The sequence below is a fragment of the Sphingobacterium sp. CZ-2 genome (assembly GCF_004526235.1).
GTDB classification, from domain to species: domain Bacteria; phylum Bacteroidota; class Bacteroidia; order Sphingobacteriales; family Sphingobacteriaceae; genus Sphingobacterium; species Sphingobacterium tenebrionis.
The window spans coordinates 468,936-492,296 of the sequence record NZ_CP038159.1; the positions used below are offsets into that span (position 1 = coordinate 468,936).

At 40.7% G+C, this 23,361-nt stretch carries 16 protein-coding genes; 10 read left to right on the plus strand and 6 right to left on the minus strand.

Features of this window, described 5'->3' with window-relative positions; all coding sequences use genetic code 11:
- Positions 1–175 precede the first annotated feature (175 nt).
- On the plus strand, positions 176–1,123 hold the full coding sequence (locus tag E3D81_RS02080; protein WP_134776238.1) for an IS110 family transposase: 948 nt from the start codon (positions 176–178) through the stop codon (positions 1,121–1,123).
- A 278-nt stretch (positions 1,124–1,401) separates the two neighbouring features.
- Here the strand turns inward: E3D81_RS02080 and E3D81_RS02085 are convergent, their stop codons facing one another.
- Positions 1,402–2,103 carry a DUF4397 domain-containing protein gene (locus tag E3D81_RS02085; RefSeq protein ID WP_134776239.1) on the minus strand — a complete coding sequence of 234 codons (702 nt, stop codon included), beginning with the start codon at positions 2,101–2,103 and terminating at the stop codon, positions 1,402–1,404.
- 148 nt (positions 2,104–2,251) lie between these two features.
- Between E3D81_RS02085 and E3D81_RS02090 the strand changes: the two genes are divergently transcribed.
- Positions 2,252–4,861 carry an FtsK/SpoIIIE family DNA translocase gene (locus E3D81_RS02090; protein WP_134776240.1) on the plus strand — a complete coding sequence of 870 codons (2,610 nt, stop codon included), beginning with the start codon at positions 2,252–2,254 and terminating at the stop codon, positions 4,859–4,861.
- Positions 4,862–4,871: 10 nt separating this feature from the next.
- On the plus strand, positions 4,872–5,513 hold the full coding sequence (locus E3D81_RS02095) for a LolA family protein (RefSeq protein WP_167554211.1): 642 nt from the start codon (positions 4,872–4,874) through the stop codon (positions 5,511–5,513).
- 131 nt (positions 5,514–5,644) lie between these two features.
- Here the strand turns inward: E3D81_RS02095 and E3D81_RS02100 are convergent, their stop codons facing one another.
- From E3D81_RS02100 to E3D81_RS02110, 3 genes are read right to left on the minus strand one after another with little or no spacing between them, the layout of a single operon-like run.
- A complete protein-coding gene (locus E3D81_RS02100) occupies positions 5,645–6,274 on the minus strand; it encodes a 3-oxoacid CoA-transferase subunit B (RefSeq protein WP_134776242.1) in 630 nt (209 codons plus the stop codon).
- A gap of 3 nt (positions 6,275–6,277) precedes the next feature.
- Positions 6,278–7,456 carry an acetyl-CoA C-acyltransferase gene (locus E3D81_RS02105; protein ID WP_134776243.1) on the minus strand — a complete coding sequence of 393 codons (1,179 nt, stop codon included), beginning with the start codon at positions 7,454–7,456 and terminating at the stop codon, positions 6,278–6,280.
- The gene (locus E3D81_RS02110) at positions 7,449–8,168 is read right to left on the minus strand and encodes a CoA transferase subunit A (RefSeq protein WP_099368195.1); all 720 of its coding nucleotides are present in this window, start codon (positions 8,166–8,168) and stop codon (positions 7,449–7,451) included. Before E3D81_RS02110 ends, E3D81_RS02105 begins: the two co-directional genes overlap by 8 nt.
- 363 nt (positions 8,169–8,531) lie before the next feature.
- Here E3D81_RS02110 and E3D81_RS02115 point away from each other — a divergent pair, with 363 nt between their 5' ends.
- The 6 genes from E3D81_RS02115 to E3D81_RS02140 all read left to right on the plus strand — a co-directional run bounded on the left by E3D81_RS02115 (position 8,532) and on the right by E3D81_RS02140 (position 17,861).
- Complete coding sequence (locus tag E3D81_RS02115) at positions 8,532–9,119, plus strand: hypothetical protein (protein ID WP_099368194.1); 588 nt, start codon at positions 8,532–8,534, stop codon at positions 9,117–9,119.
- Positions 9,120–9,277: 158 nt separating this feature from the next.
- Entirely contained in the window at positions 9,278–9,829 is a 552-nt protein-coding gene (locus E3D81_RS02120; protein ID WP_134776244.1) for an RNA polymerase sigma-70 factor, read from the plus strand.
- 107 nt (positions 9,830–9,936) lie between these two features.
- On the plus strand, positions 9,937–11,001 hold the full coding sequence (locus E3D81_RS02125) for a FecR family protein (protein ID WP_134776245.1): 1,065 nt from the start codon (positions 9,937–9,939) through the stop codon (positions 10,999–11,001).
- 465 nt (positions 11,002–11,466) lie between these two features.
- Positions 11,467–14,607, plus strand: a complete 3,141-nt coding sequence (locus tag E3D81_RS02130; RefSeq protein WP_167554212.1) for a SusC/RagA family TonB-linked outer membrane protein — start codon at positions 11,467–11,469, stop codon at positions 14,605–14,607.
- A 16-nt stretch (positions 14,608–14,623) separates the two neighbouring features.
- A complete protein-coding gene (locus tag E3D81_RS02135; RefSeq protein ID WP_134776247.1) occupies positions 14,624–16,414 on the plus strand; it encodes a RagB/SusD family nutrient uptake outer membrane protein in 1,791 nt (596 codons plus the stop codon).
- 49 nt (positions 16,415–16,463) lie between these two features.
- Positions 16,464–17,861: an arylsulfatase gene (locus E3D81_RS02140; protein WP_134776248.1), complete on the plus strand. Its 1,398-nt coding sequence runs from the start codon at positions 16,464–16,466 to the stop codon at positions 17,859–17,861.
- A gap of 192 nt (positions 17,862–18,053) precedes the next feature.
- Here E3D81_RS02140 and E3D81_RS02145 read toward each other — a convergent pair whose 3' ends face one another.
- Together E3D81_RS02145 and E3D81_RS02150 are read right to left on the minus strand one after the other, a co-directional pair.
- Positions 18,054–19,832, minus strand: a complete 1,779-nt coding sequence (locus tag E3D81_RS02145; protein ID WP_134776249.1) for a M14 family metallopeptidase — start codon at positions 19,830–19,832, stop codon at positions 18,054–18,056.
- 12 nt (positions 19,833–19,844) lie between these two features.
- The gene (locus tag E3D81_RS02150; protein WP_134776250.1) at positions 19,845–21,464 is read right to left on the minus strand and encodes a M14 family zinc carboxypeptidase; all 1,620 of its coding nucleotides are present in this window, start codon (positions 21,462–21,464) and stop codon (positions 19,845–19,847) included.
- Positions 21,465–21,754: 290 nt separating this feature from the next.
- Here E3D81_RS02150 and atpD point away from each other — a divergent pair, with 290 nt between their 5' ends.
- Positions 21,755–23,257, plus strand: a complete 1,503-nt coding sequence (gene atpD, locus E3D81_RS02155) for a F0F1 ATP synthase subunit beta (protein WP_099368186.1) — start codon at positions 21,755–21,757, stop codon at positions 23,255–23,257.
- Positions 23,258–23,361: the final 104 nt, after the last annotated feature.

Genomic DNA, 23,361 nt, shown 5'->3' on the forward strand with positions numbered 1-23,361 from the left:
GAGAGAGGGAGTAAGATTTTTAATCGTCATTGGTCCTTGAGAGACCCTTCGCAATGTTAATCCCCCTCTCTTATTCCTATCATAAACTTGGACAGTTCATTAGGCCAGGAGCCTGTTTTTACGATTGATAAGTTATGATAAGAGCTGCTGTAATCCACAAAAATGGTATACAAAGATGGTAACAGGTATTGATTGTTCAAAGGATTATTTTGACATTTCTGTCCAATCGGGACAGAAAGAGGTTTTTAAGGGTCGTTTCAGTAACGACGAAGCGGGTTTTGTGGAGGCCCTGGGCCACATGCACGGCAGCCATATAGCGATGGAGGCCACCGGTCCCTATTACTTCCGGCTGGCAAAGTTCCTCTGGGAGAGGGATGAACGGGTCTCGGTCATCAACCCCCTTGTCATCAGGCGTTTTTCCCAGATGACCCTGGCCAGGACCAAGACCGACAGGAAGGATGCCCAGCTCATCGCCAAGTTCACCAGCATGACGGAACCTGCCCAATGGAGGCTGCCGGAGGAACATGTGCTGAGGATCAGGAACCTGGAAGGCTATATCAAGGGACAGAAGGAATGCAGGACCATGCTAACGAACAGGCTCCATGCATATGAACATGCGGGAACACTGGAACCCACGCTCAGGAAGACCATAGAGGAAGGGATCAAACGTTATGATCAGGACATCAATGAACATGAAAGGCAGGTCCAGCAGATCATCATGGAGAATTACGGGGAACTCAATGCGAACCTGCGGAGCATACCCGGAATAGGGCCGCGCAGCGCAGCACTGCTTATCATCCTGACGGACGGTTTCAGTCGGTTCGAGGGGTACAGGCAGCTGATATCCTATTTCGGACTGGCGCCCAGGATATTCGAGTCCGGCAGCAGTGTAAGGGGAAAGGGACATATCTGCAAGATGGGGATGGGCCAGGTCAGAAAGGTGCTGTACATGGCGGCAATATCCGCCATCAGGAGCAACACCGCCTGCAGCGGGCTTTATGGGAGGTTGATGGAAAAGGGAAAACCCTACAAGGTCGCAATCATAGCAGTGGTGAACAAACTGATCAAACAGGCATTCGCCATCGCAAAATCTGGAAAGGGCTACATCGCAAAAGCGGCCTAATCAGAATATTATTTGGAGAAAATTTAATTTATTATTTGGATATATACACAGTTCATTGCGAGGAACGAAGCAATCTTTAGCCATGTCATGCTGAGCGTAGTCGAAGCATCTGTTCGTATACAACCGTACAGATCCTTCGACTTCGCTCAGGATGACAAAAAAGAAAGATTGCTTCGTCGTACCTCCTCGCAATGACGTTCTAGTTACTAAATACTAACTACTAAATACTCGCTACTAAATACTAACTACTAAATACTAGCTACTAAATAAAAACCCCATCAATACTTAATAACCGAATGCAATAAATCATGCTGGTTCGTTTGCACTACAAGACCTTCATAAATACAAATCGTCCCTAACATCTGCGAACTTGGCGTAATACTTATCGTCTTTGCCTTTTCTGTTTCTCCTTGAAAAGAAACCTGCAGTTCCATAACCTCCATACTAAAATCCTGGAATTTCGTCACTTCATTTCCAATACTCAATTTCTGCAAGGTATTGCCCTGCTTGATCTGAATATCAACCTTCTTACCCTCCGCAAGATTAGCAAATCGCAAGGAAGCCATCCTGTCCTTTGGCACCACAAAATCATCCTGGGTTAGCAGATACTTCACATACGTACGCCCATAAAGAAAAACAGAATAAAAATTACTGCCCTTAAACTCCATGGCCTTACTCAACAACACCGTACCATTTGCTTTCGTACTGATTTCAATTGTTCTGTTCCCTGGAAATATGGTTTTAAAGGAAAGGAAATCACCCGGCTGTAACTGCTCATTTCCTTGATTGATTCTTTTGTTGTCCACCGAGAAGTCCAGTCCTGCACCAAAGCCTAAGCCATTGAATACCGATAATGCAGCGAATTCTGATGACGGTACATCATTGTACTCATTCATCATATCATCCTTCGCACAGGAATTCAATAGTAAACTGGAACTTACAAATATTAGGAATACAACAATTTGTTGTGTTAATCTCATAGAATTATTATATTATATTTATTCCATACTACGAGTTTGGAAAGCTTATTGCTACATCCTTTTGTTATCAAATCAAAAATACGTACAATTGGAAGCATTCCTATTTTTTTTTAAGTTTGTACAAAGAAAAAATATTAGCCTCATTTAAATGGCAAGACTAAATACATTCAAGAATGGCAGTGGATCGGCTGGGACTAAGAAGACTAAGAATACCACGCTATCTTATCAAAAACGAGCCAAAACAACAGCTACTAAAACCTTCGATCAGATCAATTTTTCGGAAGGACAACGAAAAGCCCTGAAAATATTCGGGTTATTCTTACTGCTTTTGGCAGGGTTGTTTACTGTGGCTTTTGTATCATACCTTTTCACTTGGAAGGCAGACCAAAGCTATATCGCCGCAACTAATGGCGGTTGGTCTACCCTATTCCAAACCGGCGAAGAAATTCAGGACGAAGGAACAGAACTTCCTTTGGTTGAAAATAAATTAGGGAAATTTGGAGCATTATTGGCCAATCAATTCATTTACGAATGGTTTGGAGTGGCTTCATTCCTATTTATAGTGATCCTTTTTGTTACAGGATACAAATTTCTTTATAAAAGATCCATTTTCCCGATCTGGAAAACCTGGGTCTATTCCCTTATTTCCATCATCCTACTTTCAGTAACCTTTGGGTTTATCCAAGATTTCATTGCCGAAACACCACATATCCTAGAAGGTAAGTTTGGTTTTTGGACCAATCAGATCCTCAAGGCACAGATCGGTCAGGTAGGAACTGCAGGGGTACTGATCTTTATTGTGCTTACCGCCTTGGTATTGCTTTACAATTATGACCTACGATTGTCTTTCCGTTCAAAAAACTCGGATGAGGAAAATGATGAATTTGAAGATGAGGAGGAATTGCTGGAAGACTCCCAAATCAATAAAATCCGTGCAAACAGACAAAACGAGGTGGCTACGCATACCTACAGCTACCCACAACCAGAACCTGAACAAGAGCTAGAAGACGAGGAAGAACTCACTCCTGAAGAGGAAGAATTGAGTTTATCCCTTCCGCTACAGGTCAACACCCCAAAACCGAGCAATCAAGTCGTTTCCAATACTCAGGAGAACGAGATTGAATTCAGTATCGAACAGCCAACATCCAACAAAGTGGAAGCTCCAATCCAGGAAGAACCTAGCTTGGTGGTTGAAAAACCGATTGAGGAAAAGCCCATTACGGCCAATGATTTGGTGGAGAAATTTGGTGAATATGATCCGAAACTGGATCTATCCGGCTACCAGTACCCTACCTTAGATCTATTGAAAGATTATGGTACCGGAAAGATCACCATCAACCAGCAGGAATTAGAAGGAAATAAAAACCGTATCGTGGAGACCTTACGGAACTACAGCATAGAAATTGAGCATATCAAAGCGACCATCGGCCCTACGGTGACCTTGTACGAGATCATCCCGAAACCCGGTGTCAGAATTTCCAAGATCAAGAACCTGGAGGATGATATTGCCTTAAGTCTGGCCGCATTGGGAATCCGTATTATTGCACCGATGCCAGGAAAAGGTACTATTGGTATCGAGGTACCGAGCAGTACACCAGAAATGGTTTCCATGCGTTCCATTTTAGCCACTGAAAAATACCAGAAAACGGATATGGACCTTCCTATTGCATTAGGAAAGACCATCTCCAACGAGGTTTATATTGCCGATTTGGCAAAGATGCCGCACTTATTGGTAGCTGGTGCTACGGGACAGGGTAAATCCGTCGGGATCAACGCCATCTTGACCTCCCTGCTATTCAAAAAACACCCGGCAGAACTAAAATTCGTGCTGGTCGATCCGAAAAAAGTGGAACTTTCCCTGTTCAAAAAGATCGAAAGGCATTTCTTAGCGAAACTTCCTAACGAAGATGACGCTATTATTACAGATACGAAAAAGGTGATCAACACCTTAAATTCCTTGTGTATTGAGATGGATCAGCGTTATGACCTGTTGAAGAATGCGCAGGTTCGTAATCTGAAGGAATATAATGTGAAATTTATCAACCGTCGATTAAACCCTGAGGAGGGTCATCGATTCTTACCGTTTATAGTTCTTATTATTGATGAGTTTGCCGATTTGATGATGACGGCAGGCAAGGAAGTGGAAACACCGATTGCACGATTAGCACAGCTGGCCCGTGCGGTAGGTATTCACTTGGTCATTGCAACGCAAAGACCATCCGTGAATATTATTACCGGTACGATCAAGGCCAACTTCCCGGCGCGTTTGGCATTCCGTGTATTATCAAAGGTCGATTCGAGAACGATCTTGGATAGTGGCGGTGCCGACCAATTGATTGGACGTGGGGATATGCTTTTGGCAACCGGTAGTGATCTGATCCGGATACAGTGTGCCTTTGTGGACACACCGGAAGTCGATCAGATCTCCGATTTCATCGGTGGCCAACGGGGATACCCTTCAGCGCATTACCTACCGGAATATGTAGGTGAGAACAGCGAAGGCGGATCTTCATCCGACTTTGACATGGATAGCCGTGACCCGATGTTCGAAGAAGCTGCCCGCCTGATTGTTATGCATCAACAAGGTTCAACATCATTGATACAGCGCAAATTAAAATTAGGATACAACCGCGCTGGAAGGATAATCGATCAATTGGAATCTGCAGGAATTGTAGGTCCATTTGAAGGAAGTAAAGCACGCGAGGTGCTCTATCCAGACGAATATTCTTTGGAACAGTATTTGGAAACGTTAAGATAAGATGAAGAACATGAAAAAATTACTGTACGTAGTACTGGCGGTCTTTATCGCCAACACTGCCTTTGCGCAGAGCAATAAAGCAAAATCTATTTTGGATAAGGTATCGGCGAAATATGATTCCTATAATACCTTACAATCGAATTTCTTGTTGAAAGTAACTCCACGTACCGGAGAAGCATCCACCGTGAACGGCAAGATCTTGGTGAATAAACCGGAAGATAAATTCAAGATCGAATTGGCTGATCAGGATATTTATGGCGATGCGAATACCACTTGGACCGTATCAAAAGAGGTAAAGGAAGTGCAGGTCAATTCGGCCGATGAGGGTAATCAAAAGATCGGCCCTTCCAATATTTTCACCTTCTACAAAAAAGGATTTAACTACAAATATGTAGGCACGAACAATGTGGCCAAAGAAGGAAAGGTAGATGTAATTGATCTTGTCCCTACGGATAAGACAACCAACTATCAGAAGATCACCTTAAGGGTAAACAGCAAATCCCATATCCATGATGTAAGTATCCTGGATAAATCGGGCGCCAAATACACCTATGCATTTAATGCCCTGTATGTGAACCACGCGATCAGCAATGCCAGTCTACAGTTCAACAAACAGAACTACCCAGGCTACGAGGTGGTCGATCTCCGGTAGAATAGATATTTTATTATAGATTATAGATAATAGATGAGAGATAATAGACCTTAAAAAAACGAGCATTGCTGCTCGTTTTTTTTTTAAAGTCTAAAGTCTATAATCTCTTATCTATTATCTATCGTCTATTACTAGACAACCAGGCGGCCGGCAGTACTGGCTCTTACCTGGTCTAGGGTTACTCCTTCGTGCAGTTCTACGAGTTTGAAGCCTCCTTCCGGGAGGACATCGAATACGCCGAGTTCTGTTACGATTTTCTTAACACAGCGGACGCCTGTAAGCGGTAGGCTGCAGGAAGATAGGAGTTTGGATTCGCCGGCCTTATTCACGTGTTGCATGGCAACAATGATGTTCTCCGCACTGGCCACCAGATCCATCGCTCCACCCATGCCCTTTACCATCTTTCCTGGGATTTTCCAATTGGCAATATCGCCATTCTCGGAAACCTCCATCGCGCCAAGGATCGTTAGGTCGATCTTTCTCGAGCGGATCATGCCGAAGCTCATGGATGAATCAAAAAAAGCTGATCCGGGTAAGGTGGTAATGGTCTGCTTTCCAGCATTAATGTAATCGGCATCTTCTTCCCCTTCAAATGGAAAGGGTCCCATCCCCAACATGCCATTCTCACTCTGCAGGACCACCTGCATCCCATCCGGAATATAATTCGCTACCAAGGTAGGAATCCCGATTCCTAGGTTCACATAGTAACCATCTTTTATCTCTTTCGCGATACGCTTTGCAATTCCAAATTTATCCAACATAGCTTAGCATTTTTTAATGATCATTGCACTGGCACCACCGCCACCATTACAGATAGCAGCAAGCCCATAATTTCCATTCTCCTGATGCAGCACCGAACTCAAGGTCACGATGATCCTTGCGCCGGAGCATCCCAGGGGATGCCCTAGAGCCACCGCTCCACCATATACGTTGATCTGGTTGGTCGAAAGGCTCAACAGCTTTGCATTTGCCAAGGCAACTACCGAAAAGGCTTCGTTGAATTCGAAATAATCCATATCATCCATGGTTAGGCCTGCTTTCTGCAAAACTTTCTGCGTAGCGATAGCTGGTGTGGTAGTAAACCATTCTGGCGCCTGCTCCGCATCCGCATAAGCAATAATCTCTGCGATTGGCTTTAAACCCAATTCCTTCATTTTCTCTTCGCTTACCAATAATACCCCAGCAGCACCATCACTCAAGGTAGAGGCATTGGCCGCAGTAATGGTTCCATCCGATTTAAAGGAAGGACGCAATTGGCTCAATTTTTCAAAATTGACCTGTTTATATTCTTCATCTTCCGAAACGATCACCGTTCCTTTACGACTATTGATTTCTACCGGAGTAACCTCCTTTGTAAACTTTCCGGATTCCCAAGCGATCTTGCTACGGGTATAGGATTGGATGGCATATTCATCCTGATCCTCGCGGGAAATACTGTATTTCTCGGCACAAACCTCGCCACAATTCCCCATGGCCTGGTTGGAATACACATCGGTTAACCCATCTTTCGCCAGCCCATCGATCAATTTCTGATCGCCATATTTTGCGCCCCAACGAGCAGCAACATCATAATATGGCACCTGGCTCATGCTTTCCATCCCACCGGCTACCACCACATGGGCATCGCCCAAAAGGATCTGCTGGGCAGCGATGGAGATGGCCTTCATGCCACTGGCGCAGACCTTATTGATGGTCGTTGCTGGGATATGATCCGACAAACCGGCAAATTTCGATGCCTGGCGCGCTGGTGCCTGTCCTAGATTGGCCTGTAGCACCGAACCCATATATACTTCATCGATCTGTAATGCATCGATTCCACTTTCTTCAATAACAGCAGAAATAGCTTTTGCACCTAATTCTGTGGCAGAGATACTGGATAAAGCACCTCCAAAACTGCCCATGGCAGTACGTTTTGCGGCTACAATAAATACGCGTTTATTCATCTTCTTTTTGTCTTACAGTTCGTTGTTCAATTCTTTTTTCGTATTGCTCTCCTTGGAAAATACGTTGTACAAATACACCCGGTGTATGGATATGATTAGGATCCAATTCCCCTACTTCCACCAGTTCCTCTACCTCAGCAATCGTGATCTTTCCGCACATAGCTACCGCATGGTTAAAGTTCTGCGCTGTACCTCGGTAAACCAGGTTACCTGCTGTATCGCCCTTCCAAGCTTTTACCAAGGCGAAATCGGGTTCAAAGGCATATTCCATCAGGTAATCTTTTTCTACCCCATGGAAGGTAAACCGGCGAACTTCCTTCCCTTCTGCCACCTCTGTTCCAACTCCTGCAGGGGTATAGATTACCGGTAGCCCGTAGCCGCCAGCCATTAGTCTCGTTGCCAAGGTTCCTTGCGGGATCAGCTCGACCTCCAGTTCGCCATTCAGCATCTGTCTTTCAAATTCTGCATTCTCGCCCACATAAGAAGCGATCATTTTCTTTACTTGTTTTTTCTGTAATAATAGGCCGAGACCAAAATCATCCACCCCTGCATTATTGCTGATGCAGGTCAGGTTGCTCACGCCTTTTTCCAATAAAGCACTGATCAGGTTTTCCGGAATACCGCATAAGCCAAAGCCCCCTAGGGACAGGGTCATGCCATCCTCAATATCCTGAATCGCCTCCTTAGCATTTGAAACAGTTTTGTTTATCATGTATAATGAGATTAGAATCGCAATTGCCTCAGAAACCAAATATTATTTCAATCCCTTTACAATTGGCTTACAATTTCGACTGTAAACCTACTTGCGATTTCGCAGTTTATAATTTTTATAAATTTAGTGAATTATATTCAAATGCGTTTGAAGTCGGAACTTTTAGTATTCATTGAATCAGGAAGTTAATTTATTACACACTTGGCATCAAAATGCATCTGCTATTAGCAATGATGAAACAGATATTCTATTTTTTGGAAGGATTGTCAATTGGGGGAGGATATAATTACAATATTTTCTTTACAATATCTAATTAAATTGCTAAACTTGATTAAATAAGACAGTAAAAAACAACTTAAAAATATGCGATTTTTATCCTTTCTATTATTGTTTTGGGTGCTAAGCCCTGCCGTTCATGGTCAAACGCTACAACAAAAACTTCGGACCACTACCTTAGATAGCCAATTTGTTGTACTCAACGTGCAATCGAGGTCACAGGATGCAGATTTCAAAATCATTAGAAAAAGTAACTTGGATATCATCCGTCAGAACGTGAGGGACTCCCTGAGCAAATACAAAAAAACGATCAATGAACTGAATGGTTCGGCATCGAGCGCTGCTGGTAGTATGCAATCTTTGAAGGATTCTGTTCAAAACCTTTCTACCGCTTTGGCAGCAGAACAACAAAAAACAGATAGTATCTCCTTTTTAGGAATGGATTTCGCAAAAGGAACTTACCATACGATGGTCTGGGCTATTATCATTGCCTTAGGTGCTGCGTTTTTTGGAACCTTAGTGGCGTTTAGAAAATCGAAAGTGGATACCGTGGATAGTAAGAATACCGTGGATGAACTGCAAGAAGAATTACAGACCCTGAGGAAGAAAGCAATGGAAAGAGAACAACAGTTGAAAAGACAGTTGTTGGATGAGCAGTTGAAGAGGAACAGTTAGGTTTGGAGTATTTAGTAGTGAGTATTTAGTATTTAGATATGAAGCCCCCCTTTTTGGGGGCTTTTTTAGTTAAAAAACAGTTTGGTTCAATATAGGGAATGGTATTATTTGAGCAATCAGATTTTTATATATATTTTTAGAATTCTCAAAGAAAATTCATGGAACCTAAAGGAGGAGAGATAGATTGGGTAGTTGAAAAAAGTAAAATTGCAATTGCTAAAGATGCAACTGCATTTAAATTACTTTTCAATCATTTTTATGCCCCTTTATTAGGTTTTTCTCTTTCAATTACTGGAAATAAGGAAATTTCGGAAGATATAATGGCAGATTTTATGGTAAAATTATGGACCCAACCCGAAAAACTTTTGAAAATCAACCATTTAAAAACTTATCTCTACACCAGTGTTAAAAACCTCTCCCTAAATGCATTAGAAAAAATCAAGGTTCGTCACAATCACTTGAACAGCCTAAATCCAGAGCCTAGAGATCTTATCAATCCGGAAAGGGAATTTCTAATTAAAGAATTAAAAAATCAAATCGAACAGGCAATTGCTCAACTCCCACCGAAATCAAAAATGGCTCTTATACTTATCCGTGATAATGATTGTAGTTATAAAGAAGCCGCGGATATTATGGAGGTCAGTATTAAAACTATTGATAGACACCTTCAAATTGCAATGGGAAAAATTAAAGAAAACCTCAATTTATAATACTGAAAATCAGCACCAAAGATATAAATATCTTATTTTTTTTCTTTTTGATTGAGGAGTATCCTTGTATTACCTGTCCTATATATAGTTAGCACCAATTTTACGCCATGCAAGGAGAACGATTTTTTGAATTAATCCATCTTTATCTATCTAAAAAAATTTCAGTTAAAGAACAAGTGGAATTGGATAGTGCTATCACTAACGATGAAAAACTCTCCGTTTTATTTAAGGAACTAACGAAACCAAAAAATATGATAGTTGGTCCTCTCGAATTGGAGGAAAAGTTTGGAAAAACTATGAATGCTACGAGAGGACGTGATGAAGTTAATAGAACTGTTTTAAAAATTTCTCGAAATGCTTTTTTAAAATATGCAGCTGCTATTCTGATTGGTATTTTCACATGTTCTGTTTTATATTATGGAATTTCTAACTCATACAATGTTGATAATTTTAGTCAAAAGATAGAAACTAAAAACGGAGAACGGAAAAATGTGACGCTACCTGATGGAACACATGTTTGGCTGAATAGCGCAAGCACTATTGCTTTTAAGAAATCCTTTGGTAAGGAAAATAGGGATATAAGTTTAACTGGAGAAGCGTATTTTGAAGTTTCAAAAAATCAAAATCTTCCCATGTATATCAACGCAAAGGAATTAACCGTAAAAGTAGTTGGGACAAGTTTTAATGTTCGTTCTTACCCAGATGAAAATCGTGCAGAAGCTAGTTTGGTCGAAGGAAAAATCGAATTATTTATCAATAAAGATCAAAAAGATAGTAAGTTTTTACAAGTTATCCCTGGAGAAAAAATCAGCGTTAATTATGATAAGAAATTGAATAATCAACCCAAAAATTCTGAGACCTCGAAAATACCCACAAAAGATATGATTATTCAAAAAAGTATCTTCCTAAAAAATAATTCGTCAGATGTTCCTGCAGAAATAGCTTGGAAGGAAAATAAGCTTGTTTTTGACAAAGAACCTTTTGACAACATCATCTCTAAATTGGAAAAATGGTATGATGTTCAAATTGAAATTAAGAATGACTCACTCAAACAACATAATCTTTCCGGAAATATGGAATCCGATCATATTGAAGATGTATTAGAATTATTGAAATCAACGGGAATAGAATTTAAATTCAAAAAAGAAAATAACCTAATAACCATTTACTAAACTAAATTGTGATATTATGAAATAAGAAAACTATAAACCTTCAGAAAAAAAGGACACATCCAAAGATGTATCCTTCATCAAATTATTAATAATTAAGCATCTAGCCCTGAGAAAGTAAGACGCTTAAATCAATTCGTCTAATTTATGAAAATTAATTTACATGCCATTAGGCTCCATGTGAAATGGCCTTATCTATTTAAAGTATTATTGATGCTTAAACTTATCATCTGCTTTATCTGTATTTTTTCTTTACGTGTAATTGCAAATCCTACTGCTGCACAGGAGAAGGTTTCCATGCGACTTTATAATAGTGACCTTAAATCAGTATTAAAATCCATTGAAAAACAAACCAATATTAAATTCATCTATGCAGATAATCTGATAAACAATGAATCTTTTTCAAGAATTCAGGTAAGTAATCTTCCATGGACTGAAGTACTTTTGCCATTATTGAACAATGCGGGATTGACCATTAAAAAATTAGATGCATACCGCATGGTAATTCGTCCAGAAAACAATAGACAGGAAGGGTTTCCTGTTCGAGGAATTGTTGTTGATAAAAGTGGTAAGCCATTAGTTGGAGTTAGTATTACAGAAAAAAATTCTACCAAAGCAACAAGTACCAATGAGGGCGGTCGATTTGAGATAAATGCAAGTAATGATCAAGCTATTTTAATCATTAGCTATATGGGATACTCTAGTCAAGAAATAGCCGTATCCTCAAGCGAAATGAAAATTATCCTTCAGGAGGATTTAACATCCTTAGATGAAGTTGTAGTAGTTGGTTTCGGCACACAGAAAAAAGCTAATCTTACAGGAGCTGTCTCCTCTGTAGATATGAATAAAGTATTGGGGGATCGGCCCGTGAGCAGTTCTTCTCAAGCCCTTCAAGGAGCTGTACCTGGCATGCAAGTAACTTTTGGAGGTGGGCGTCCAGGGCAAGGATCTGACCTCAATATTAGGGGTATTACTTCTATAAATGGAGGCAGCCCTTTAGTTTTGGTAGATAACGTCCCAATGAACCTTGATGATATCAACCCTAAGGATATTCAAAATATAACGGTATTAAAAGATGCTGCAGCTTCCTCCATTTATGGAGCAAGAGCAGCTTATGGGGTGATTTTAGTGACCACTAAAAAAGCAGGAAAAAACCAGCCAATCAAATTCAATTATTCTTCAAATCTAACTTGGTCGAATGCTACAAGTTTACCAGAAAAGGCTAGTCCATTAGAATTTGTCCAAGGGCTAAAGGATTTCGGACAAGCAACAAATTGGACAGGTGAAAATGTCGAAACCTGGTTGGAACTTTTAAAGGAGTTTCAAGCCGACCCAAACAAATACCCAAATGGTATAGCTGAGGTAAACAATACTAAATACGCATTACAGGAATATGATATGTATGGGGAAGTTTTTACCACAGGATTTGAACAATTACATAATATTTCAGTTTCTGGTGGTGGGGAAAAAATGGCATATAGATTATCTGGCATGCTTGCAGATGAAGATGGAATCATGGCCACTGATAAAGACAGTTACAATCGTTATAATGTAAATGCTTTTATAACAACCGAAATAGCAAAAAATCTGAATGCGAGTGCGAACTTTCTCTATAAAAACGACAAACGAAAAACTCCTATGAACATGGGGGAAATGTTCTACCGTTCTATTACGCATGGTTCCTATATTAACCCAGGTTATGATGTCGCAATGGATGGCACTCAAATCCCATACGGAACACCAAATAACTACTTGAAATACGAAGATCCAAGTTTAAATTATGGTGATAACCTGCGATTATTTGGAAAATTAGAATATAATCCAATTCAAGGATTAAATTTAACTGCTGAGTATACATTTGATAAAAACAACAGTAATAGCAAATATTATCAGGTTAGGCATAAATATATGAACCCTAATAATTACAATGAGGAATATTTATTTAATAACCAATATTACCAAAGGGGTAGTAGTATAACAAATTATAATGCCTTAAATTTATACGCAAGTTATTCACACAGTATTTCCAATAACAATTTTAAATATTTATTGGGAACTAACTATGAAAAAAGCCATTACGAAACTTATTCGGCAACCAGATATGATATCCTTAGTCCTGATTCCCCTTCACTAGGTACAAGTAGCGGAAACCAATTTGTCGATGACGCATTCGGGCAATATGCTGTATTAGGATATTTTGGAAGAATCAATTATGATTACAAAAACCGTTATCTATTAGAATTAAATGGTCGTTTGGATGGATCTTCAAGATTCCAAAAAGGATCCAAATTTGGTTTCTTCCCTTCTGTTTCTGCTGGATGGAATATCAGTGAAGAAAATTTCATGAGCGCCCTAAGAAATCAAGTTCCTTTGTTGAAAGTTAGAGGTTCATTTGGAGAAATTGGAAACCAGGTCGTATATAATTCTGGCGGTGGACAAAATTATTTTCCAGTAATCCCATCTATGTCTGCAACGAATTCCTCTTGGATCAATCCGACTACTGGAATCAGGTATTTAACAATAGCTCCTCCAGGGTTAGTTTCCTCGACATTTACTTGGGAAAAGGTTCGTACCTTAAATTTAGGTGTTGACATTGCCTTATTTAATAGTAAGCTGAATACAAGTTTCGACTGGTTCCGAAGGCAAACTATCGGAATGTTATATCAAGGAGCAGATTTACCTGCGGTATTAGGTGCTGCTCCACCATTTCAGAATACCACTGATCTGGAATCAAAAGGTTGGGAATGGGAATTGAACTGGAAAGATAAAATCAGTGATTTTACTTATGCAGTCGGATTCAACCTTTCCGACAATAGAGGATTTATTACACGCCTTGAAAATAGTTCCGGACTAATAAACAGCTTTTATGAAGGTAAAGAACTCAATGAAATTTGGGGATATGTGACCGATAGATTCTATACGGAGAATGATTTCGAAGCAGGAAGTTTGAATGAAAAACTTCAAGGCGGAATATTAAAAGATGGAATACCTTTTTTTAATGGCGTCGCTCAAAATCCAGGAGATATTCTTTATAAAGACCTAAATGGTGATGGCATCATTTTCTCAGGAAATGGTACTTTAAGTGATCCAGGTGACATGAAAGTAATCGGGAACAGTAAAAGAAGGTATCAATATGGAATTACAGGAAATTTTGGTTACAAAAACTTTGACCTTTCCGTATTTCTACAAGGAGTTGGAAAAAGAGACCTTTGGATGAGTAATTTTGTTTTCTGGCCTTATAATAATGAGTTTTCTACTTTCTTCAAACATAATCTGGACTATTGGACTCCAGAAAATCAAGACGCTTACTATGGAAGAGTTTATTCCAATGCAGGATTGAATACGAGTGCTAATCGAAGGACACAGACCAAGTTCTTACAAGACGGTTCATATTTAAGGGTGAGGAACATTACATTGAGTTATAACCTTGGTAATGATGTTTTGAAGTCCAAATTCTTGGAAAGTATTAGACTATATTTAACGGGTGAGAACCTTTTCTTGTTTGACAAATTACCTAAAGGATTTGAAGCTGATGCAGCTGATTTAGGATCAGGCGGAATTTACCCGTATTTGAAAAAATATAGCTTTGGTGTAAACATCAATTTCTAACCTATTACCTACTATCATGAAAATATTTAAATCAATTATATATATCGCACTCGCAACGAGCCTTGCGACTGGAAATACGAGTTGTACAAAACTACTTGACTTATCTCCTGAAGGTACTTTAACTGAAAATACGACTTTCACATCTTACGATAATTTTATTACCTACTCTTGGCAGTTTTATGGAATTTTCCCAGGATACAGCAACTCAGTACCCAATTCGGAAGTCAATGGAGATCTATTCGCCTTAGCCAACAACAATGCAACCTCAGATTGGATTTGGAATCGCATAGTCATTCCTGGAACTTCTTCTGACTACAATGCACCATACGTTCAGATTAGGGCAATAAATATTTTATTGAACAATATTGATGCAGCATCTCAATTAAGCGATGTGGAGAAAAAACATATTCGCAGCATTGGGTATTTCTTTAAGGCTTACAATTACATGGATTTATTAAATAAATTCGGTGGAGTGATCTGGGTGGAAAATGCCATAAATGATGGAGATAAAGAAATTCTATACGGAACTCCAAGTTCTAGGGATGAAATCGCTCAAAAAATTATGGACATGCTTACTTTTGCAGAAGCAAATATTAAAGTTGCGGGAGATGGTAAGAACACTATAAATGTGCATACTGTTCGAGCATTAATCTCAAGGTTCGGATTAAGAGAAGGTACTTGGAGAAAATATCATGGATTATCCGATTCAGAAAAATATTTGAATGTTTCTGTTGATGCTTCGTCCAAATTGATAGCTAGTTTCCCAGAATTGCACAATGATTATGACGAATTATTTAATAGTGAATCATTAGCGAACAATTCAGAAGTGCTTCTATACAAACAATATGAAGTAAATCAAATTACTCATACTTTAGCATCTTTAGCTAGAAATTCTTCTGGACGTTGGGACCTTACTAAAAAAGCTGCTGATTTATATTTAATGAAAGATGGACAAACACGTTGGACTAGTCCTCAATTTGCTGGAGATGACACTCCGTATAAAGAATTCAGAAACAGGGATATTAGACTTTATTACACTGTTCCTCCTCCATTTAAGGTGATAACTAACCACCCTAGCTATACATTTGAGCATACAGAAAATCTAGCAGATAGGGAATATATTGACCTTATGAATATCTTGTCTATTCCCAGCAGAAAAACATTACCTACTATTAACTGGCAAGGGTTGGTATTACGTCAAGAACCACATTATGCAGATTATACAAATGGCCAACCATTCAATGTAACTTTTACGGGTTATAGATTCTATAAATTTAGTAATAAGATTAAAATACTTCAAAATGAAGACATTAATGATGCACCAATTTTCAGAATGGGTGAAGTGTTTTTGAATTTGGCGGAAGCAAAATATGAACTTGGCACTTTCAATCAAGGAGTAGCTGACCAAACCATTAACAAACTTCGTAAAAGAGGTCAAGTAGCTTCTTTGCAATTAACTGCAATACCTTCAGACCCTACAAGGGATGCTTCCGTTACTCCTATATTATGGGAAATTCGAAGAGAGCGTGCAATAGAATTAATGGGAGAAGGATTTCGTTTTGATGATTTAAGGAGATGGAAAAAAATGGATTACGCTTCCGCTCGTAAAATTGGACGTTATATCCAAAAGGGAGTTGATGTCCCGGCTAACGCTCCAATTCCTATTTTGAACGGAGGATCTAGTGGTAATATTGCTTATGAAGGCACTCCCCCTTCCTTCCCGGAGTATTACTATTTATATCCAATTCCATCTGCTGAAATAGTTTTGAATCCTAATATCAAACAAAACCCAGGCTGGGTTAAATAAATAAATTAACCTTCGGAGGTAATCCTCCGAAGGTTGCTAATAAATTATCATGAAAAAGCTCTTATTATTTTTGCTATTGACCACTATTATCCAAGTCCAGGCACAACAGAAACCGAATATCGTTCTTATCCTAGCCGATGATCTTGGAATTGGGGATATCGGTCCTTATGGCCAACAAAAGATCAGCACCCCAAACCTGGATAAACTAGCCGATGCAGGAATGAAATTCAGTAATTTCTATGCCGGAACCTCCGTATGTGCGCCTTCAAGATCATCCCTCATGACAGGGCAGCATACCGGCCATACCTATGTGCGTGGAAACAAAGAAATCGAGCCCGAAGGGCAAGAACCTTTGGCAGATTCCATCCGCACATTTGCCATGATCCTCCAAGAACATGGCTATAAAACCGGAGCATTTGGAAAATGGGGATTAGGCATGGTAGGCACCTCCGGAGATCCAAACAGAAAAGGTTTTGATGAGTTTTTCGGCTATAATTGCCAACGGCAGTCCCATCGTTATTTCCCTACGCATTTATGGCATAATGATAAGCGTGTCGAATTGGAAGGAAATGACCTCACAAAAATGGCTACCTATGCGCCTGAATTGATTCAGGAACAAACATTGGCATTCCTAGACAAAAACAAGGACCAACCTTTCTTTCTTTTCGTACCAACGGTTCTTCCCCACGCCGAGCTAACAGGTCCTGAAGATGAGTTTTTCAAGAAATATGAACATGCTTTTACGGAAAAACCGCATAAAGGAAATGATTATGGACCAAATGCAACCGTCCCGGGATATGCATCGGTCGCTAAACCAAGAGCGACATTTGCGGCCATGGTAAGCAGAATGGATCATTATGTGGGCGAGATCATGGACAAATTAGCCCAATTGGGATTGACTGAAAACACCATTATAATTTTTACCAGCGACAACGGTGCCCACCGCGAAGGGGGTGCCGATCCGGTATTTTTCAACAGTACGGCGGGGTTGAAAGGGTTTAAGCGAGATCTTTACGAAGGTGGGATCCGTACGCCCATGATCGTGAAATGGAGTGGTAAGGTGGCAGCGAACAGTACCTCCGATCATGTATCAGCTTTTTGGGATATTTTACCAACCGTTCAGGCGATCGTAGGCGATAAAAAAACAGAAAACACGGATGGAATTTCGATGTTACCGACCCTATTGGGCAAAGGTAAACAGCAACAACATGACCAATTGTATTGGGAATTCCACGAAGATGGCGGTAGACAGGCCGTTCGGTATAAGAACTATAAACTGATCAAGTTTAAGGTGAAGGATCCTAATAACAGTTATTTTGAACTTTATGACCTGGAAAAAGACCCTCAAGAGAAAAATCCGATCAAGAATGAAAAGCTAAGCAAGAAATTACTTAAGCTCATCGAAACCGAACATGTGGAAAGTGCTATTTTCCCATTGCTAAGATAACCAGTAAGGCATCTGTATTTTTACTTATTTTGTTCGATGTGAAAGCATATTGCAAGTAGCGTAAAAGTGAGTTGTAAGTGCCTAAAGTCACTTACAACTCACTTACATGTCACTTACACCTCACTTGGAGTAAGAAGACAAAATATGTCAAGTGTTGCTTGTCAAAGTCCTTCTAATTAGCAAAAGCTACAATTACCCTTTATTTCCTTGCTGTTTCAGGTCATGCTCCAGATACCCCCCTTTCGGGCTATCCACAACAATCTTTGCCGCATTCGGATTTCCTCTTACAATCCATCTTACCTTCACTGCTGAAGTCCCTTCAATGGTCGGCACCTCAATCTGTTCCGGTTTAAATTTCTGCTCGATGGTCTCATTGAAATCCGCATTCATCACGCGCATCCCCGTCACCACCTTCGCTCCTTCCAATCGGATATGGTTTGGCCTTTCAATCCGATACCGCACATCATGGTCTGAATGCGTCGGAATGATCCGACTGTTCCAAACTGTTGCATTCACTTCATAAAGATTGCCTCCCAAAGATTTCACATCGGTTTCCAAGACTTCCAATTTTGGCATATGATAGGCATGATAGATGGTAAAAGCAGCATTCCGATGCGCATCCTCCATCAATAAAAACCCGGGATGGTTTCTGGTATAGTTCTTCTTCGCCCCACCGATCTCAATCTTTCCGTATTGCGGATGATCATATTCCTTCCAGGGCACATAGGCATCACCAAACATCAACAGTTTATCAAACTCATAGTATTCATCACTCTGCCGCATCCCCTCTGCTTTCTCATTGAACAATTTATAATTGGTCATCAATTCATTGGAGAAGGTAAAAATTCCACGTGTCAAGGCCAGAAAATCAATCTCACCACCAAAAACGGTGTATAGATCTTTATGGATGACGATATAATTGTATCCGGGCAGCATCTTACCACCCGTGGTTCCCAAGGCATCATACACCTGAACATCTTTTCTCGAATAGAAACGTTCGTCTTCTGCAGCACCCGGACCACGAAGGATCATCCCGCCATAATTATGGTAAGATTGGGCGCCGGCAATATTCGGATGGGCGTAGATAAAATTCTTTACCGCCTGCGTTTCAGGCAAAGTGCCCGGATAGTACAAAGCACCTCCCTGCACATAGTTTGGCTGCCAGTTCCATCCCCAATCCCTGTTCGGGTCATAGGTGCCGGTAATGTCCTCGTTCACCAATCCGTCTCCATCGTTATCTATCCCCTCAAATCCAAGCAGCTCATAATCGCCTACTTCTCCGGGCTTCACGATGATCATGCGGTTCGGATTGTCTGGATCCACCTTATAGCGACCCGTCTTGGACTTTCGGCGCATCATCACAATGTGGCCATCACCATCCAGATCATCATACAGATCCTCCGCCACTAAGCCATCACCATCGTTATCAAACGGTCTCCGCCCTGTCCTGGAGGAATGCATGGTATTGGGTTCATAGATAAAATATTCTCTGGAATCTGGATTGATGGTCGGTGCTATATAAAAGACCTTATCCTTCAATAATTCTTTGATGAAAGGTACTGCATGGTAATTCTCAGCCAGATACCAGGCTGTATACATCGAAATTTCGGAACCTTGCAGTTCATTGGCGTGTATATTCCCATCGATCCACATGGCCGGTTTGCGCTTCGCATCCCCCTCCTTAAAATCTGTAACGGTCAACACGAAGATATCCCGGCCTTCATAGCTCTTGCCAATGGATTCGTATTTCACCAAGTTTGGATAAGCTTTTTGAAGATCCTTATAGAACTGTTCCATCTGTTTCAGATCGTGGTACCTGTTCCAATTCATCGGAACCTTTGGGTTCGAAGGCGAGCCCACCGCGCGAAGACCTGCAATTTCTTTCTGCCCTTCCTCGGTTTTCTGTTGTGCCATACCCAGGCTCAAGCTCAATGTCATCGCCAGGGTCAGTATGTTATATCTTAATTTCATGGAATTTCTAGCTTATAGGGTTATATCAATGGTTTTCTCTCCGGCAGATGGACAGCCAACGGTCAATTGTACCTTTCCTTTGCCCTTAACCAACCAGGAAAAATTGGTCGAACCTCCTGCAGCCAACGTAGGATACAGCTGCAAGCGTTTGCCACTTAGGAATTTCTGCGATTTCTGGATCTCCAGAATGGATTTCATCTTGGATACATGCTTGATCCTGTCCGCAATCTCCGGATAGACAGGCATAGCACCGGTATTGAATAGGCGTATTTCTATACGGTACACATCATCACCCAGGTTGGTCACTTTTGGTGCACTGAACTCCAATTTGGCCATCGCTTTGGTCAATTTGACGATAAAGTCCGCATGCAAGCGCCCAGATTCTTCCAAATGCTCGACCGGAGGATTCTGCCTGAATTTATCCACCACTCCCCCAACTTCTACCTCCTGTCCTGGAAAATCAGGATGATCGATTTTTGTCCAAGGAAGAATTGCCCCTTGGATCTGCTTCGCACGAACCCAATTGGCAAACCTATCCTCATCCTTTAACCCTTGGTTAGGCGGCGCTTTTTTACTGGTATCGGCTTGGCTTGGAATCCACCAAGATGGTGTAACAAAACTGAATTTACCGGTATGGTAATATACCGTACTGGAAAAGTTACCTCTTCCTGCTGGCATTTTTGGCGCATCGCCCAAACTCTTCATATCCTTATTATAGAGTTGGCTGATAATGGCCGAAATCTGAGTATCATTGCTCGTCCAGGATTTGGTGATCCTTTCGCTTGCTTTACGGGGATCGAACTGTTCCGGAACAGAAAGGTTATTCTGCAGACCAAAATGAAGAACCGTCGCGATCTGCGGATGTTCAAATATCAGGTCGATGATGGCGCGGGTTTCAGGCTCTGAGGCGGCATAATCGCCGGTTTCCTGCTCGAAGAAAGGGTACTCAAAGGTAAAATTACGATCGATGTTCACCCCTCCAAGGCCATCTTCTCCAAATAGACCATCTTGATCTGTATCTAAGCCTTCTTTAAATAACTCGTAAGACCCCGATTCAGATTTCGTACGGTCAGCAACTACCATCAGGTCCGGATGTTCGGCATGTGACCGAAAAGGACCAGCAGGTAATTTAACACGCATCTGCGAGATGACCCCATCCTTATTCAGGTCTACATTCGGGTTTTCATCTATTCGCCCATCACGGTCGTTATCGATCTGTCTGCCATTGCCGGAAGCCCAATCCAACGTCTGGGCATTCCTTTTATACGCATCCACATTCAAGACCGGTACAATCCAAATGGATTTATCCGATAAAAGCGTCTGCAATTCAGCAGCAGGTAGCGCAAGAATATGCTTGGCAACCGATAAGGCATTAATAGATCCGGCTAGATGTTTACCGTCTACCCCTGCAACGATCAACAAAGTAGGCTTTGCCTCCTTGCTGGATTGAATCTTTAACACAGGGATCTGCTCACCGGAAAAGGATTTTCCAATACTGACCTGTTCAACAAGCTTATTGGAACTGATGGATTGGATTTGTCCTTTGAGCGCATCGTAGCTTGGGTAATTCCATTGTGCGCTAGCTCCCAAAGGAATACAGGCAAGACAAAGTCTTAGAAACCAATATTTCATAATATTTAGGTGTTAGTTCTTCATAAAACTAATGATTTTCCGTAATTCAACAAATTAGCGGGGGTAACTTATTTGTTATGTGATTTTTTTAATAAATGCTTTCAGTAAATCAAGAAATTAGCCTATTTAAAAAGGGTTTTAAAGGATGAAAATTCCGCCGAGAAAAAAAATAATAATTTATTATGCATATCCCTTTTGTTTTAAGGAGATAAAACTTATTTTTGCATTCCAAAATACAGTGCGTAAAAACGCTGTAATTAAATTGATTAATAAATTTTAGTCCCTATAATATGCCCAATATTGGTAAAATAGCGCAGATTATCGGCCCAGTAGTTGACGTCAACTTTGCCGACAATGAAAATCTTCCTAAGATTTACGATGCATTGTACATTGAAAAAGACAATGGACAACGTATTGTATTAGAGGTTCAACAGCACTTAGGTGAGGAACGTGTTCGTACAATTGCAATGGATGCTACTGAAGGTTTAGTTCGTGGCATGAAAGTAGTTGATACTGGCGCTCCGATCAAAATGCCTGTTGGTGAAGAAATCAAAGGTCGTGTATTTAATGTTGTTGGTGATCCAATTGATGGTATCCAAGCATTGAACAAAGAGAATGGTCGTCCTATCCACAATGTACCTCCTAAATTTGAAGATCTATCAACAGAATCTGAAGTACTTTTCACAGGTATTAAAGTTATCGACTTGTTAGAGCCTTATGCTAAAGGTGGTAAAATCGGATTGTTCGGTGGTGCCGGTGTTGGTAAAACGGTATTGATCCAAGAATTGATCAACAACATCGCAAAAGGTCACGGTGGTCTTTCGGTATTTGCCGGAGTAGGCGAGCGTACTCGTGAGGGTAATGACTTATTGCGTGAGATGTTGGAGTCAGGCATTATTAAATATGGTGACCATTTCATGGAAGGCATGGAAAAAGGCGAATGGCCTTTGGAAACTGTTGACTTGGAATTGATGAAGGATTCGAAATGTACGTTCGTATTCGGACAGATGAACGAGCCTCCAGGTGCACGTGCGCGTGTTGCTTTATCTGGACTAACTGTTGCGGAATACTTCCGTGATGGAGATGGCGAAGGTCAAGGTCGTGATATCCTTTTCTTCATCGATAACATCTTCCGTTTTACACAAGCAGGTTCTGAGGTATCCGCACTATTAGGTCGTATGCCATCAGCAGTAGGTTACCAACCAACGCTTGCTACCGAGATGGGTTTAATGCAAGAGCGTATTACTTCCACTAAAAACGGTTCCATCACATCTGTACAGGCGGTTTACGTTCCTGCGGATGACTTGACTGACCCTGCACCGGCGACAACTTTCGCCCACTTAGATGCAACTACCGTATTATCACGTAAGATCTCTGAGTTAGGTATCTACCCAGCGGTTGACCCATTGGATTCAACTTCTCGTATCCTTTCTCCAGCAGTATTAGGTGATGAGCACTACAATACAGCACAACGCGTTAAAGAAATCCTACAACGTTACAAAGAACTTCAGGATATCATCGCTATCTTAGGAATGGATGAGCTTTCTGAAGAGGATAAATTAACGGTACACCGTGCTCGTCGTGTTCAACGTTTCTTATCTCAGCCGTTCCACGTTGCGGAGCAGTTTACAGGTTTGAAAGGTTGTTTAGTAGACATCAAAGACACCATCAAAGGATTCAATATGATCATGGCTGGTGAGGTTGATGAATACCCAGAAGCATCCTTCAACTTAGTAGGTACCATCGAAGATGCTATCGAAAAAGGTAAAAAACTATTAGCAGAAGCAGTTTAGTTCTAGATATTAGATAATAGACATTAGATTTAAGACTCTGTTCAAAAGAGTAGAGTCTTAAATTGTTTTTCAGGGTCTACTATCTTATATCTCAAATCTATTAT

Excerpts from the sequence above, each read along its gene's own strand:
- E3D81_RS02080 (WP_134776238.1), top strand. The coding sequence starts at position 176 with ATGGTAACAGGTATTGATTGTTCAAAGGATTATTTTGACATTTCTGTC.
- E3D81_RS02085 (WP_134776239.1), bottom strand. The coding sequence starts at position 2,103 with ATGAGATTAACACAACAAATTGTTGTATTCCTAATATTTGTAAGTTCC.
- E3D81_RS02090 (WP_134776240.1), top strand. The coding sequence starts at position 2,252 with ATGGCAAGACTAAATACATTCAAGAATGGCAGTGGATCGGCTGGGACT.
- E3D81_RS02095 (WP_167554211.1), top strand. The coding sequence starts at position 4,872 with ATGAAAAAATTACTGTACGTAGTACTGGCGGTCTTTATCGCCAACACT.
- E3D81_RS02100 (WP_134776242.1), bottom strand. The coding sequence starts at position 6,274 with ATGTTGGATAAATTTGGAATTGCAAAGCGTATCGCGAAAGAGATAAAA.
- E3D81_RS02105 (WP_134776243.1), bottom strand. The coding sequence starts at position 7,456 with ATGAATAAACGCGTATTTATTGTAGCCGCAAAACGTACTGCCATGGGC.
- E3D81_RS02110 (WP_099368195.1), bottom strand. The coding sequence starts at position 8,168 with ATGATAAACAAAACTGTTTCAAATGCTAAGGAGGCGATTCAGGATATT.
- E3D81_RS02115 (WP_099368194.1), top strand. The coding sequence starts at position 8,532 with ATGCGATTTTTATCCTTTCTATTATTGTTTTGGGTGCTAAGCCCTGCC.
- E3D81_RS02120 (WP_134776244.1), top strand. The coding sequence starts at position 9,278 with ATGGAACCTAAAGGAGGAGAGATAGATTGGGTAGTTGAAAAAAGTAAA.
- E3D81_RS02125 (WP_134776245.1), top strand. The coding sequence starts at position 9,937 with ATGCAAGGAGAACGATTTTTTGAATTAATCCATCTTTATCTATCTAAA.
- E3D81_RS02135 (WP_134776247.1), top strand. The coding sequence starts at position 14,624 with ATGAAAATATTTAAATCAATTATATATATCGCACTCGCAACGAGCCTT.
- E3D81_RS02140 (WP_134776248.1), top strand. The coding sequence starts at position 16,464 with ATGAAAAAGCTCTTATTATTTTTGCTATTGACCACTATTATCCAAGTC.
- E3D81_RS02145 (WP_134776249.1), bottom strand. The coding sequence starts at position 19,832 with ATGAAATTAAGATATAACATACTGACCCTGGCGATGACATTGAGCTTG.
- E3D81_RS02150 (WP_134776250.1), bottom strand. The coding sequence starts at position 21,464 with ATGAAATATTGGTTTCTAAGACTTTGTCTTGCCTGTATTCCTTTGGGA.
- atpD (WP_099368186.1), top strand. The coding sequence starts at position 21,755 with ATGCCCAATATTGGTAAAATAGCGCAGATTATCGGCCCAGTAGTTGAC.